We start from the raw sequence: 14,010 nt of genomic DNA, 5'->3' as shown, positions 1-14,010 counted from the left end.
CCTTGCTCTCTGCCCTCACGCCGCGCCGCCGTCCCGTGCGGCGGCCGAACCACCATATACATCCCTGGACAAGCCGCCACCGGCTAATCGAGGTATTTTTGTGCATGCCTCAAATAGAGGCAAGATACCCGCCATCCACCGGAATGCACTGGCCGGTGACATAGGCCGAGGCGTCGGAGGCGAGGAAGATCACCGCGCCCGCCAGGTCGTCGAGCGCCCCGAAGCGGCCGAGCGGGATCTTGCCGAGCATCGCCGCCTGCCATGTCTCGTCCCGATAGAACACCTCGGTCATCGCCGTGCGGAAATAGCCGGGCGCGATGGCGTTGACGCGGATGCCCAGACTCGCCCATTCGGCGGCGAGCGCGTGCGTCATGCCGATCAGCCCGGCCTTCGACGCGCCATAGGGCGCCGCCGTCGGCACGCCGACATAGCTGGTCAGCGAGGCGAGGTTGACGATGGCGCCGCGGCCGGCCGCCTGCATGCGCCGCGCCGCCGCCTGCGCCACGAAGAAGGCGCCCTTGAGGTTGGTGTCGACCACCCGGTCCCACACCGCTTCCCCGACCTCCAGCGACGGCGTCACCTCCTCGTATCCGGCGTTGTTGACGAGGATGTCGAGGCCGCCGAGCCCGTCGGCCGCCTGTTCCACCGCCGCCCGGCTTGAGGCGACGTCGCGAACGTCGAGGACGAGCGGCACGGCTCGCCGGCCGAGCGCCGCGATGGCCGCCGCCGTCTCGCCGAGTGAGGCGTTGTCGCGGGCGGTGATCGCCACGTCGGCGCCGGCGCCGGCCAGCGCCTCGGCCACCGCCCGGCCGATGCCGCGGCTGGCGCCGGTCACCAGCGCCTTGCGGCCTTCGAGGCTGAAGAGGGCGAGCGGCGACATGGACAACTCCGGACAAGGGAAAACCGCCGGAGCCCCGAAGGGAGCAGCCGGACGATGCGGCCGGCAATGCAGCATTTCCGGGCTGTGTTGTCCATAGAGTGGGATACCGATTTTCGATGACCCATTCGGATTTCGCGCCACTGTCTTGCGCAAGTCGGGCGCCTCTCCGGATGGCGCCGATCCCTGGCGGTCGCGAGTTGCTTGCATCGGCCCCGAGGTTGTCTATACATATAAGGACAACACCGAAGACATGAACCGTCCCCGGGGATCGTCATGGCCGCCCGCCTGTTCCGCAACGCCCGCCTCGTCTCGATGGCCGACCCCGCCGATCTCGTGCCCATCGAGCAAGCGGCGATCCTCGCCGTCGACGGCCGCATCGCCTATGCCGGTCCGGAAGACGGCCTGCCGGCGGCGGCGCGCGGCGCCGAGGCGATCGACCTCGAGGGACGGCTGGTCACCCCCGGCCTGATCGACTGCCACACCCATCTCGTCCACGGCGGCGACCGGGCGCGCGAATTCGAGCTGCGGCTGGCCGGCGCCGGCTACGAGGAGATCGCCAGGGCCGGCGGCGGCATCGTTTCCACCGTCGCCGCCACCCGGGCGGCCGGCGAGGATGGCCTCGTCCGGAGCGCCCTCGCCCGCCTCGACCGGCTGATCGCCGAGGGTGTCACCACCGTCGAGGTGAAATCCGGCTACGGCCTCGATCTCCAGACCGAACTTGCCCAGCTCCGCGCCGCCCGCCGGCTGGCCGAGGAGCGCAAGGTCACGGTCAGCACCACCTTCCTTGGCCTGCACGCCCTGCCGCCCGAATACCGCGACGACCGAGCCGGCTATCTGGCGCGGGTCCGCGACGCGCTGCTGCCGGCCGTTGCCGCCGAGGGCCTCGCCGACAGCGTCGATGCCTTCTGCGAGGGGATCGCCTTTTCGCCCGCCGAGGTCGATGCCTTTTTCGCCACCGCCCGCCGGCTCGGCCTTGCCGTGCGGCTGCACGCCGACCAGCTTTCCGACCTCGGCGGCGCGGCGCTGGCCGCCCGTCACAGGGCACTGTCCGCCGATCATCTCGAATACACGAACGAGGCCGGCGTCGCCGCCATGGCCGAAACCGGCACTGTCGCCGTGCTGCTGCCCGGCGCCTTCTACACGCTGCGCGAGACCAAGCTGCCGCCCGTCGAGCTGTTCCGCCGCCACGGCGTGGCGATGGCCGTCGCCACTGACTGCAACCCCGGCACCTCGCCGCTCACCTCGCCGCTTCTCGCCATGAACATGGCGGCGACGCTGTTCCGCCTGACCGTGGCCGAGTGCCTCGCCGGCCTGACCATAAACGCCGCCGCCGCGCTCGGTCTTGCCGGCGACACCGGCTCGATCGTTGCAGGCAAATGGTGCGACCTCGCCGTCTGGGATGCCGAGCGCCCGGCCGAGCTGGTCTACCGCCTGGGCTTCAATCCGCTCGCCGCCCGCTACTGGAGAGGTGAATGACCGACACCCCGACCCTTCATCGCCTGATCCCCGGCGAGGTGCCGCTGTCCGTCTGGCGCGCCGTCTATTTCGGCGACGGCGTGACGCTCGATCCGTCGGCCGAGCCGCGCGTCGACGCCGCCGCCGCCGCCATCGCGGCGATCATCGGCAAGGGCGAGCCGGTCTACGGCGTCAACACCGGTTTCGGCAAGCTCGCCTCGGTGCGGATCGACGCCGCCGACCTCAAGACGCTGCAACGCAACATCGTGCTGTCGCATGCCGCCGGCGTCGGCGAGCCGCTGCCGGCGCCGGTGGTCCGGCTGATCATGGCGCTGAAGCTGTCGAGCCTTGCCCAGGGCGCCTCCGGCGTCCGCTGGGAAACGCTGGTCCATCTCGCCGCCTGCCTCGACCGCGGCCTGATCCCGGTCATCCCCGGCCAGGGGTCGGTCGGCGCTTCCGGCGATCTCGCGCCGCTCGCCCACATGACGGCGGCGCTGATGGGCGTGGGCGCCTTCCTCATCGACGGCAAGCCGGTCGACGCCGCCCTGGCGCTGGGCGAGAGCGGCCTCCAGCCGCTGGAACTCGGCCCCAAGGAGGGCCTCGCCCTTCTCAACGGCACGCAGGTGTCGACCGCCCTCGCCCTCGCCGGCCTGTTCGAGGCCGAACGGGTGTTCCAGGCGGCGCTGATCACCGGCGCGCTGTCCGTCGACGCCGCCAAGGGGTCCGACGGGCCGTTCGATCCGCGCATCCACCTGCTCCGCCGCCACCGCGGCCAGATCGACGTCGCCGACAGCCTGCGCGCCCTGCTGGCGGGCTCGGCCATCCGCGCCTCGCACCTCGACGATCACGGCCGCGTGCAGGATCCCTATTGCCTGCGCTGCCAGCCGCAGGTGATGGGCGCCATCCTCGACCTGCTGCGCCAGGCGGCTTCAACGCTGGCCGACGAGGCCAACGGCGTGTCCGACAATCCGCTGGTGTTCACCGACACCGGCGAGGTGATCTCCGGCGGCAATTTCCACGCCGAACCGGTGGCCTTCGCCGCCGACATGCTGGCGCTCGCCCTTTGCGAGATCGGCTCGCTGGCCGAACGGCGCGTCGCCATGCTGGTCGACCCGGCGCTCTCCGGCCTGCCCGCCTTCCTGACGCCGCGGCCCGGCCTCAACTCCGGCTTCATGATCCCGCAGGTGACGGCGGCAGCGCTGGTCTCCGAGAACAAGCAGATGGCCCATCCGGCCTCGGTCGATTCCATCCCGACCTCCGCCAACCAGGAAGACCATGTTTCCATGGCGGCCCACGGCGCCCGCCGCCTCACGGCGATGGCGAGGAACGCCGCTTCGGTCGTCGGCATCGAATATCTCGCCGCCGCGCAAGGGATCGGCTTCCACGCGCCGCTCGCCACGTCGGCGCCGCTCGCCGCCGCCATCGGCCTGTTGCGCGCCGAAGTGCCGCCGCTCGCCGACGATCGGCATTTCGCGCCTGATATCGCCGCGGCCACCCGCATGGTCGCCTCCGGCCGGCTTGCCGAGGCCATCGGGCAGGACTTGCTGCCGCCGCCGGTCGGAAGTTGACGATTAGAAATTTAGCCGGGTTAATATCAACCGAGCAAACATCGGCGCCATGGGCACCGACCGCGAAATTCCGCCCTTTTCATAAATTTATCCGGCAAATTTTCGTATCAGCTGGTCAGTACCGGCGCAGGTCGAGCGTCGTCGGAAACTCGCCGGGCGGCTCCTCGGATGGTAGGGCCACGATGCCGGGCGTATGACCAATCTCCTGGAAACGGGCGAGCCGTCGCGCCGCCGCTTCCCGAGCGTTGACCGGCGGAGCGTCGCCAGGCTGGCCGCCGGGAAAAGCCGGCGAATAGCCGGCACCGCCCAGCGAGCGCATTGACCGGCGATCGACGATATCGAAGATCAGCGGTAGGTCGGCCGGGAAGCGGACGCCGCCGACATGGATGCCAGCGTGACCGGTGTCGACAAGCGGCACGCGGCGGCCGTTGCAGGCGAGCACGTAACGGGCAGCATCGAAGCCGGCGACACGCACCTGCAAACGTTCGACGGGGCGCGCCGCGTCGCCCCGCCAGGGTTCGAGGGCGCCGCGCAACTCGAGCGATACGCCCTGCCGCTCGACACCGCCGACATACGGGAAGCGCGCCTCGCGCTGCGCCTCGTACCACAGCGGCTCCACGGCATAGCCGGCCCGCTCGAGATCGGCGAGCACGTCGAGAAAGTCGCGCCAGACGAAATGCTCCAGCAGGAAGCGGTCGAGGAGCGCCGTGCCGTGCCGCGTGAAACAGCCCTGTTGCGGCTCGCGCCAGAACCAGGCGATCAGCGCCCGGAACAGCAGGTGCTGCGCAAGCGCCAGGCGAGCGTCGAGCGGCGTTGCCAAGGCCCGGCAGGCGATGACACCCGCCCCGTCCGGCGACAACAGGCTGCCGAGGTCGATCTCGCCACGACCGGCGATGGCGAGAAAATCGCCGACAAACGGCTTGATCGGACCGGTTGCCTCGCCCGGCGCCGGCAGCCGGGAGAGTGCGATCTCCAGCTCGGACAGCGCATCCGGCCGTCCCTCGTCAAGGCGCGGCGCCCGGCCGGCCGAGCCGATCGACGGGCCGAAAAACAGGTAGGACAGCGAGGGATGCCGCTGAACGTAGAGAACAAGGCTTCTCAGGACGTCGGGCCGCTCGATAAACGGATTGCCGCCCGCCAGCAGGCAGCCGCCGGCGCTGGCGGCGCGGCCGTCGGGCGCGAACCGCTCGGTACCGAGACCGCAGGACCGCGCTTCCTCGTAAAGGACAGTGGCGACGGTGACGACCTCCGTCCAGGCGGCGGCCGGCGGCAGACCGATGACGACGGCGCCGGCCTCGGGCGTGGCGCGCAGCACGGCGAAGCGGGGATCGGCCGGCGGCGGATGGCCGCCGACATGGACAGGCAGGCTAAGATCCTCGGCCGTCGCTTCGACGGCGGCGAGCAGCGTCAGATAGCCGTCGGCATCATCGACCGGCGGCAGGAACACGCAGAGCCGGCCGCCATGCGGTTCGACGCTCAGCGCCGTGCGCACGACATCCTCGGCCGGCAACGCGGCGAGCGGCAGGCGCAGCCCGGCCGGCGCCTCGCCGGGCACGAGATAGAGCCGGCCGCGCCGGAGGTGCCAGGCTTCCGATTGCCAGCCGCCGTCCGCCGCCGGGCAGCGTCCGAGCGGCAGCACATAGGCGGCAGGCGCGCCGGGACCGGCGTCGGACAGGCCGGCGAGATGGACGGGCGCCTCCGGCGTCTCAAACCGTCCCGCGCTTTCCTCCGCCTCGGCGAGATGGATCGGGTCCTCGTAGGCGGGGATGGCGAGGCGGCGGGACAGGCCGAGCCGGCGGGCGATACCGCGGGCCAGGGCGCAGGCCGTCTCGGCGTCGGCCGGCGCCGGCTGGCGTTCGGGCGCCGTGAGATCGGGATTACGCCAGATCGGCTTGCCGTCGTGGCGCCAGTGGAGCGACAGAGCCCAGTCCGGTCCGCCGCCGTGGTGCAGCAGGCCGCCCGGCGCCAGGCGAATGGCGAGTCGGCGAAGCAGGTCGTCGGCAAGGCCGCGCCCACCCGCTCCATCGTCTTCCGCGGGGACGAAGGCGAATTCGCCAGCCGTGGCGAGACGCGCGCCGCCGGCCTGAAGCTCGGCGTCCACCGCCGCGCCCAGCCGGTCGAGCCGCACCCAGGCCGCGTCGGGAATCGGCCGGCTGGCGCCCGGACCATCGAGGCGGGCGACCTCGATCCGGAAGGAGAAATCGGTCTCCGTGCCGGCCGGCGCGCCATAGACGCCGGAAATCGGCGCCGCCGAACGGTAGTGCGGCGTCGCGGCCAGCGGAATGTGGCCCTCGCCGGCCAGAAGGCCCGAGGTGGGATCGAGGCCGATCCAGCCGGCGCCGGGAATGTAGGCCTCGGCCCAGGCGTGCAGGTCGGCAGAATCGGCGGCCGGGCCGTCGGGGGTCTCGACGTCCGCCCGCAGCTGGATGAGATAGCCGGAGACGAAGCGGGCGGCGACGCCGAGCCGGCGCAGCAGCTGGACGAGCAGCCAGCCACTGTCGCGGCAGGAGCCGGCGCGGCGGGCGAGCGTCTCCTCCGGGCTCTGCACGCCCGGCTGGAGGCGGGCCTCGTAGGCGACGTGGCCATGCAAGGCCCGGTTGACGCCGACCAGGAAATCGGTGGTCGGCATCCGCTCGCGCGGGATCGTCGCGAGATAGGCCGCGAACAGTTCGCCCTCCCCTTCCAGGGCGAGGAAGGGGGCAAGATCCCGCGCGAGGTCCGGCGCGTAGGCGAACGGCCAGTCGGCGGCTGTCTCGTCGATGAAGAAGTCGAATGGATTGCGGGGGGCGATCTCGGCCAGAAGATCGACGATCACCGAGAACTCGGTCGTCGGCTCGGAAAAGATCAGGCGAGCCAGCCAGTTGCCGTGCGGGTCCTGCTGCCAGTGGAGGACATGCCGCTCGGGCGCCACCTTCAGCGCATAGGCGGAGATTTTCGTCCGGCCGTGCGGGGCGGGCCGGAGACGCACCAGTTGCGGCGACAGCAGCACCGGCCGGTCGTAGACATAGCGGGTGACGTGCGTCAGCTTGGTCAGGACGGCCATCATCTCTCCCGGCGATCACACCGAACGCATTTAAGGGCAGAACGCCCGCATGGGAAAGCCTCGACCTTCGGCAGCACCTGACCGCGCGATAGGCAGCTTGAGCCGGAAGAGCGGCAACGCCCCCAACGCCCGCGAGGAGCGCAAACGCCTGGGGACGAAGGCCGCCGGCGCCTGAGGCTGAAAAGAACAGGAAGCCGCAAAGCGGCACCGCGCGGAGTGGGCCTGACGTGGCGGGAACCGCCCCGTCAGGCGCAAAGCGCGGCGAAAGCCAAGATGGCGAAGCCGCCGCCGGCGGTTGAGGCCAACAAAGCCAACGAAAACCGCGAAGCGGCTTAAGACTTGCGCGACAGCGGGTCGATGATGATGTCGTAGAGCTTCTGGGCCGACTGCGTGGCGATCTCGTCGTAGAGCGCGCTGTCGGTCGGCAGGCCGGTGGCGGCCGCATCGACCGGCGGCGGCACCACCCAGCGCAGGCGATCCCAGCCGCGGCTCTGCCCTTCGACCTTCAGCACCTCGACGAACTTGCGGCCGATGCCGCGGTTGCGGAAGTTGGGCAGGACGTAGATGTCCTCGAGATGACCGAAGCGGTGCCCGGACATGGTGTCCGGCAGGTCGAAGAACACCGCGAAGCCCACCAGTTCCTCGTCGACGAAGGCGCCGAGCACCTCGGTCGCCGGGTCTTCGGCCAGCAGCTCGGCATAATACTCGTCCGGCCGGCGCGGCGCGCCGCGCTTCATCGCCTGGGCATAGGCGGCGATGATCGGCGCCAGTTGATGAGCGTCCTTCTGGGTGAGAGCGGCAATCGTCAGCGGCATGTCCCAAATCCCTCGCGCTTCCTTCACCCTAGGTAATGCCCCATGCCGGCGGCGTCGGCAAGCCGATGCCGCACCGAACGACAATCCCTTGGGGATTCCCCGCAGGCTTTTGACCGTACCGCCCGGCCGACCGGCGCGCTTGGCAAGCCCTTGTCGGCCCGGTTATCCTCGCCCATCCGTGCTTTCACCGAGGGGCCCCGATGAACGACGTCTTCGACCATTTCAGCCGTCAGGCCAAGGCTTGCCGCGCCATGGGCTCGCCGTTTACCGCCCGCCTCGCCGAACTGTCGCCGCGCTTCATCGACCGCTCGACGCTGACCGGCCGCCGCATCCTGGCCTGGAACGGCCACGCCGGCGAGGACGCGCTGCCGCTGCGCCTGTTCGGCGGCCTGCACCGGCTGGTGCTGACCGGTCGCGACGAGGGCCTTGCCGCCGTCTATCCGCCGGCCGACGTCTCCGACGACGCCCTTGTCGGCGCCGTCGCGGCCGCCGTGGCCCGGCATGACGCCGATCTGCACGACAACCTGATGAGCCCGCCGCAGACCAACGAAGTCGGCCGCTCGGCCATGCTGCTGCCCGGCTTCCTGTGGCTGGCCCGGCGATTCGGGCCTGAACTCGACGTGATCGAGATCGGCGCCAGCGCCGGTCTCAATCTCCACTGGGACAGCTACGCCTATCGCTATGCCGGCGCCCGCTGGGGCCGTGCCGGCGCGCCGCTCGAACTGGCGCCGGAGTGCCGCTTCCCGCCACCGCTCGACGGCGAGATGACGGTGGTGCGCCGCCGGGCCTGCGACCTCGCGCCGCTCGATCCGGGCAACGAGGAGCACCGCACGCGCCTCACTTCCTACGTCTGGGCCGACCAGACGACGCGCCAGGAGCGGCTCGCCGCCGCCCTCGCCCACGCCGCCGCCCGGCCGGAACGGGTGGAGGCGGCCGACGCCGCCGCCTTCCTCGGCCGCGAGCTGGCCGCGCCGCCGATCGGCAACGCCCTGCGCGTGGTCGTGCATTCGATCTTCTGGCAGTATCTCGCCGACCCGGCCCGCCTCGGCATCCAGACGGCGATGCTGCGGGCGGCCGAGGAGGCGCCGCTCGCCTGGCTGCGCTTCGAGGCGGACGGTCGTTCGCCGGGCGGCGGCCTGCTGCTCACCCTGTTCCCATCGGGCGAGCACCATGTCCTGGCGCGCGGCGACTATCACGGCCGCTGGTTCGAGTGGCTGGGCGATCGGGATGAAAAGCATCCGTCCCCAGAGAAAACCGGCGCCATGGCAAAGATTTAGGGTAAGGCGGCGTATGCCTCGGGATGCAGGTTGCTTCGAGCGCAGGCCATGAAAAAGGCCGGGGCAATACCCCGGCCTGTTGCATCCTGGACAGGATCGCCTGCCGTCACTTCCAGTCGCGGATATCGACGAAGCGGCCGGCGATCGCCGCCGCCGCCGCCATGGCCGGCGACACCAGATGGGTGCGGCCCATGTAGCCCTGCCGGCCCTCGAAGTTGCGGTTGGAGGTGGAGGCGCAACGCTCGCCGGGGGCGAGCTTGTCAGGGTTCATGGCCAGGCACATCGAGCAGCCCGGCTCGCGCCACTCGAAGCCCGCCTCGATGAACACCTTGTCGAGACCTTCCGCCTCGGCCTGTTCCTTGACGAGGCCGGAGCCCGGCACGACCATGGCGAGCTTGATCGACGGCGCCACCTTGCGGCCGCGCGCCACCGCGGCGGCGGCCCTGAGATCCTCAATGCGGCCGTTGGTGCAGGAGCCGATGAACACCTTGTCGAGGGCGATCTCGGCCATCTTCTGGCCGGGCTTCAGGCCCATGTAGTCGAGCGCCCGCCACTTGGAGGCGCGCTTCACCTCGTCGGCGATGGTTTCGGGATCGGGCACCGCGCCGGTCACCGACACGACATCCTCGGGCGACGTGCCCCAGGTGACGATCGGCGGCAGGCTGGCGGCGTCGAGCGTCACCACCTTGTCGAAATGGGCGCCCTCGTCGGTGTAGAGCGTCCGCCAGTAGGCCATGGCGCGCGTGAGCGCCTCGCCCTGCGGCGCCTTCGGCCGGCCGACGATATAGGCGTAGGTGGTCTCGTCCGGGGCGATCAGACCGGCGCGGGCGCCGCCTTCGATCGACATGTTGCAGACGGTCATCCGGCCTTCCATGGAAAGATCGCGGATCGCCTCGCCGGCATACTCGATGACATGGCCGGTGCCGCCGGCCGTGCCGATCTCGCCGATGATGGCCAGCACGATGTCCTTGGCGGTGACGCCGGCCGGCGCCTTGCCGTCGACGCGCACCAGCATGTTCTTCGCCTTCTTCTGGATCAGCGTCTGCGTGGCGAGCACGTGCTCGACCTCCGAGGTGCCGATGCCGTGGGCGAGCGCGCCGAAGGCGCCGTGCGTCGAGGTGTGGCTGTCGCCGCAGACGATGGTCATGCCCGGCAGCGTGAACCCCTGCTCGGGGCCGACCACGTGCACGACGCCCTGCCGGCGGTCCAGCTCGTTATAGTATTCGACGCCGAACTCGGCGGCGTTGATGGCCAGCTGCGCCACCTGCTCGCGGCTCTCCGGATCCTCGATGCCCTTGCTGCGATCAGTGGTCGGCACGTTGTGGTCGACGACGGCCAGCGTCTTCTGCGGCTGGTGCACCTTGCGGCCGGCCGTCCTGAGGCCCTCGAAGGCCTGCGGGCTGGTCACCTCGTGTACCAGGTGGCGGTCGATGTAGATCAGCGACGTGCCGTCGGCCTGGGTTTCGACCACGTGGTCGTCGAAGATCTTGTCGTAGAGGGTCCGGGGGGTGGCGGTCATGATGGGCGGACTTTCGATTCCGTGGGTTGGGCGCTATTTGGCCCGGAAAGGCGTTGAAAAGGGAGAGGCGCCAACGGCGCCGTCAGAGTCGGCCGTCACCGATCTGCCGCGCCAGGAACCGCCAGGGCAGGCGCGCGTGATCGTGGGCCGGGAAATAGTCGGCCGACGTCGGCAGGCGCGTGTGCTGCGGCTTCGCTTTCATGGAAACGCTCTATACTGAAAAACCGGCCCGCCGACAATCGCCGTTGTGCCGCCGCCGGCCCGTCCGGGCTTCTTTCGGCCCCAAACGTAAGCGCCCAGCCTCGGGGGAAGGCTGGGCGCGGCGCTGGGGATATCAGCGCGGGGCCGGGAGGGGAGCCCGGCCGACGGTCACCGCCGCTGGCGAGACGGGGGGGCAGTGCCTGATGGGCGGTGCCGTCATGACTGAGATTTGGTGCGGCAGACCGGCAGAACAAGAGCGGTCTGGTTAACAACTCCGTGACCGCCCCGTCCTTCGCCGAAAGTCGTAGCCATCAACCGATCAGAGCCTTGAATTCCGCGAGGATGGCGGCACCCATGGCGCGGGTGTCGACGGTGGCCTCGCCCTGCTGGGCGATGTCCTTCGTCCTGAGCCCCTTGCCGAGCACGGCGGCGATCGCCGCGTCGAGCTTGGTGGCGAGGTCGATGAGGCCGAAGGAATAGCGCAGCGCCATGCCGAAGGAGGCGATCATGGCGATCGGGTTGGCGGCGCCGGTGCCGGCGATGTCCGGCGCCGAGCCGTGCACCGGCTCATAGAGCGCCTTGCGCTGGCCGGTCACCGGGTCGGGGGCGCCGAGCGAGGCCGACGGCAGCATGCCGAGCGAGCCGGTCAGCATGGCGCCGATATCCGACAGCACGTCCCCGAACAGGTTGTCGGTGAGGATGACGTCGAACTGCTTGGGCCGGCGCACCAGCTGCATGGCGCAGTTGTCGGCGAGGATGTGGTCGAGCTTGACCTCCGGATATTCTTCCTTGCCGATCCGGGTCACCACCTGGTTCCACAGCACGCCCGACTTCATGACGTTGCGCTTCTCGGACGAGGAGACGCGGCCGTTCCTCGCTTTGGCGAGATCGAAGGCGACGCGGGCGATGCGCTCGATCTCGTGCGTCGTATAGACCTGCGTGTCGACGGCGCGCTTCTCGCCGTTCTCCAGCGTGACGATCTCCTTCGGCTCGCCGAAATAGACGCCGCCGGTCAGCTCTCGGACGATCAGGATGTCGAGGCCTTCCACCACCTCGCGCTTCAGCGACGAGGCGTCGGCCAAGGCCGGATAGCAGATGGCCGGCCGCAGGTTGGCGAACAGGCCGAGGTCTTTGCGCAGGCGCAGGAGGCCGGCTTCCGGCCGGCACTCGTAGGGCACGCCGTCCCACTTGGGACCGCCGACGGCGCCGAACAGCACCGCGTCGGCGGCGAGCGCCTTCTGCATGTCGGCTTCCGAGATGGCGGCGCCGTGCGCGTCATAGGCCGAACCGCCGACCAGACCCCGGTCGAGCGAGAAGTCGGTCAGCCCCTTGTCGTTCAGGAAGGCGACGATCGTCTCGACCTCGGCCATGATCTCCGGGCCGATGCCGTCGCCAGGCAGCAGGAACAGCGAATTCTTGAGCATCGTCGCATCCTTGGAACTTGAAGGGGGGCGCCGGCCGTCGGCCGGATACGGGCGCTAGCCGTAATCGCCTTGCCGTCAAGGTTCAAGAGGAAGCGTACCGGCGAGGACGGCAAAATCGCCGCTGTCGCGATCGAGCACGTGCAACGCCCCCTCGGAGACGTCGAACCAGGCGCCGTGCAGGGCGAGATCGCCCGAGGCGACGCGGGCTTTCACGAAGGGATAGTCGAGGAGATTGCCGAGCGACACCTTGATCGCCTCGTGCTCCAGCGCGGTATAGCGCAGCGACGGCGCGATGGCATGATCGCAGCGTACCCGCTCGGCGGTGTCGTCGAGCACCGACACCCACTTGCCGATGAAGTCGGTCGGCGTCAGCGGATCGCCGGCGCCGAGCGCCGCCGCGATGCCGCCGCAGCGGCCGTGGCCCATGATCACGATATGGCGCACGGCGAGCGCCACCACGGCGAATTCGAGCGCGGCCGAGGTGCCGTGCGTCTCGCCGTCCGGCGTGTAGGGCGGCACGATGTTGGCGACGTTGCGGACGACGAAGATCTCGCCCGGCCCGGCGTCGAAGATCACCTCCGGCGACACGCGGCTGTCCGAACAGCCGATGATCATGATCTGCGGCTTCTGCCCCTCGGCGGCGAGGCGCTTGTAGCGGCTGTGCTCGAACTTGTAGCGGCCGTCGCGAAAAGCCTCGTAACCGGTCGTCAGGCGCCCCGGAAACGAGGCAGGCAGCGGCGGGCGAAGGGAGGCTTTCGGTTCGGTCATCGGGAACGCTCCGGCTGGAGCATCGGACCGAAAAGTGGTGCCACTTCTCGGAAAAATCCGATGCGCACATCAAAAAGGGGAACGGCGGGCGTTTCCCCGCCGCGACGCTTATACGAAGGTCTACGTATCCACGTCAACCGCACACCATCACGGCCCGTCGATCGCCGCCGGCCGGACGGCGCGGCGACGGGTGGCGAGGCGACGGATGTCGACCATGGTCATCGGCCGCACCAGCGACTCCTGCTCGGCCATCAGTTCCAGCTCGCCGGCGCCGGCCTTCACTGAGCGGGCGATCACCTCGAAGGTGGAGGCCGATGCGGCGGCGAGCGCCGCCTCGTCGGAGGCGCCGGTGATCAGGCGCGACAGGAACAGCGCCGCGAACAGGTCGCCGGTGCCGTTGGGAGCGCCGTCGATCTTCTGGGTCTCGGCGACGAGGGTGTCCGCCTCGGTGACCAGCGCCGAGGCGATCTTGCCGGCCATCAGCGCCGGCGCCGAGGTGACGACGACGCGCGCCGGCCCGAGCACCCGCGCCGCCGTGGTGATGTCGATGAGCGTCTCCACCGGCCGGCCGGTCAGCCAGCCGAGTTCAAAGCGGTTGGGCGTGGCGACATCGGCGATGGCGACGAGGCGATCGCGCTGGGCCATCGCCACCGGCTCGGGCACGTAGAGGCTGCCGCCATCGCCGATCACCGGATCGGACAGGTGCAGCGCCCCTGGGTTGACGGCCTTGACGGCGGCGACCAGGCTGGCGGCGGCCTCCGCCTGACCGGCCGAGCCGAGATAGCCGGTGATGATGCCGCCCACCTCGGACAGCCAGGGCGCGCGGGCGAGATCGGCGCTGAGCGCCGCGAAGTCGGCTTCCGGCAGCACCATGCGGTGGCCGCGGCCGTGGCCGGGGTGCCAGGGCAGCACGACGGTCGGCAGCGTCCAGACGCGATGGCCGAGCCGCTCCAGCGCGAAGGCGGCGCGGGCGCCCACCGAGCCGCGGGCGACGAAGGAGGACAGGACGATGACGGCGGGCAGGCTCATGGCGGGCGGCTCTTGCGGCTCGGGCGGCTTG

10 protein-coding genes are annotated in these 14,010 nt (G+C 70.2%); 3 read left to right on the top strand and 7 right to left on the bottom strand.

The window, feature by feature from the left end; genetic code table 11:
- Positions 1 to 109: 109 nt before the first annotated feature.
- Entirely contained in the window at positions 110 to 880 is a 771-nt protein-coding gene (locus H512_RS0109600) for an SDR family NAD(P)-dependent oxidoreductase (protein ID WP_026783274.1), read from the bottom strand.
- 273 nt (positions 881 to 1,153) lie between these two features.
- On the opposite strand from H512_RS0109600, the gene hutI reads away from it, so the two are divergent.
- Together hutI and hutH are read left to right on the top strand one after the other, a co-directional pair.
- Complete coding sequence (gene hutI, locus H512_RS0109595) at positions 1,154 to 2,356, top strand: imidazolonepropionase (protein ID WP_026783273.1); 1,203 nt, start codon at positions 1,154 to 1,156, stop codon at positions 2,354 to 2,356.
- Positions 2,353 to 3,903: a histidine ammonia-lyase gene (gene hutH, locus H512_RS0109590; RefSeq protein WP_026783272.1), complete on the top strand. Its 1,551-nt coding sequence runs from the start codon at positions 2,353 to 2,355 to the stop codon at positions 3,901 to 3,903. The genes hutI and hutH overlap by 4 nt, the downstream gene beginning before the upstream one ends.
- A 115-nt stretch (positions 3,904 to 4,018) precedes the next feature.
- On the opposite strand, the gene H512_RS0109585 is transcribed toward hutH, so the two are convergent.
- Positions 4,019 to 6,949 (bottom strand): transglutaminase family protein, encoded by a 2,931-nt coding sequence (locus tag H512_RS0109585; protein WP_053239724.1) that lies wholly within the window; start codon positions 6,947 to 6,949, stop codon positions 4,019 to 4,021.
- 329 nt (positions 6,950 to 7,278) lie between these two features.
- Positions 7,279 to 7,761 carry a GNAT family N-acetyltransferase gene (locus H512_RS0109580; protein ID WP_026783270.1) on the bottom strand — a complete coding sequence of 161 codons (483 nt, stop codon included), beginning with the start codon at positions 7,759 to 7,761 and terminating at the stop codon, positions 7,279 to 7,281.
- 200 nt (positions 7,762 to 7,961) lie between these two features.
- Between H512_RS0109580 and H512_RS23325 the strand changes: the two genes are divergently transcribed.
- Entirely contained in the window at positions 7,962 to 9,038 is a 1,077-nt protein-coding gene (locus H512_RS23325) for a DUF2332 domain-containing protein (protein ID WP_053239723.1), read from the top strand.
- A 106-nt stretch (positions 9,039 to 9,144) separates the two neighbouring features.
- Here the strand turns inward: H512_RS23325 and leuC are convergent, their stop codons facing one another.
- The 4 genes from leuC to pdxY all read right to left on the bottom strand — a co-directional run bounded on the left by leuC (position 9,145) and on the right by pdxY (position 13,979).
- Positions 9,145 to 10,557: a 3-isopropylmalate dehydratase large subunit gene (gene leuC / locus H512_RS0109570; protein ID WP_026783269.1), complete on the bottom strand. Its 1,413-nt coding sequence runs from the start codon at positions 10,555 to 10,557 to the stop codon at positions 9,145 to 9,147.
- 512 nt (positions 10,558 to 11,069) lie between these two features.
- Positions 11,070 to 12,182, bottom strand: coding sequence for a 3-isopropylmalate dehydrogenase (leuB, locus tag H512_RS0109560; protein WP_026783268.1), 1,113 nt, complete (start codon positions 12,180 to 12,182; stop codon positions 11,070 to 11,072).
- Between the two features lie 75 nt (positions 12,183 to 12,257).
- Positions 12,258 to 12,950, bottom strand: a complete 693-nt coding sequence (locus H512_RS0109555) for a carbonic anhydrase (RefSeq protein WP_053239722.1) — start codon at positions 12,948 to 12,950, stop codon at positions 12,258 to 12,260.
- 147 nt (positions 12,951 to 13,097) lie between these two features.
- Entirely contained in the window at positions 13,098 to 13,979 is an 882-nt protein-coding gene (pdxY, locus tag H512_RS23320) for a pyridoxal kinase (protein ID WP_053239721.1), read from the bottom strand.
- Positions 13,980 to 14,010 lie beyond the last annotated feature (31 nt).

This window comes from Pleomorphomonas koreensis DSM 23070 (genome assembly GCF_000425185.1).
GTDB lineage: Bacteria > Pseudomonadota > Alphaproteobacteria > Rhizobiales > Pleomorphomonadaceae > Pleomorphomonas > Pleomorphomonas koreensis.
This window is presented reverse-complemented; position numbering and strand designations above follow the sequence as displayed.

Excerpts from the sequence above, each read along its gene's own strand:
- H512_RS0109600 (WP_026783274.1), bottom strand. The coding sequence starts at position 880 with ATGTCGCCGCTCGCCCTCTTCAGCCTCGAAGGCCGCAAGGCGCTGGTG.
- H512_RS0109580 (WP_026783270.1), bottom strand. The coding sequence starts at position 7,761 with ATGCCGCTGACGATTGCCGCTCTCACCCAGAAGGACGCTCATCAACTG.
- H512_RS23325 (WP_053239723.1), top strand. The coding sequence starts at position 7,962 with ATGAACGACGTCTTCGACCATTTCAGCCGTCAGGCCAAGGCTTGCCGC.
- leuB (WP_026783268.1), bottom strand. The coding sequence starts at position 12,182 with ATGCTCAAGAATTCGCTGTTCCTGCTGCCTGGCGACGGCATCGGCCCG.
- hutH (WP_026783272.1), top strand. The coding sequence starts at position 2,353 with ATGACCGACACCCCGACCCTTCATCGCCTGATCCCCGGCGAGGTGCCG.
- H512_RS0109585 (WP_053239724.1), bottom strand. The coding sequence starts at position 6,949 with ATGATGGCCGTCCTGACCAAGCTGACGCACGTCACCCGCTATGTCTAC.
- H512_RS0109555 (WP_053239722.1), bottom strand. The coding sequence starts at position 12,950 with ATGACCGAACCGAAAGCCTCCCTTCGCCCGCCGCTGCCTGCCTCGTTT.
- hutI (WP_026783273.1), top strand. The coding sequence starts at position 1,154 with ATGGCCGCCCGCCTGTTCCGCAACGCCCGCCTCGTCTCGATGGCCGAC.
- pdxY (WP_053239721.1), bottom strand. The coding sequence starts at position 13,979 with ATGAGCCTGCCCGCCGTCATCGTCCTGTCCTCCTTCGTCGCCCGCGGC.
- leuC (WP_026783269.1), bottom strand. The coding sequence starts at position 10,557 with ATGACCGCCACCCCCCGGACCCTCTACGACAAGATCTTCGACGACCAC.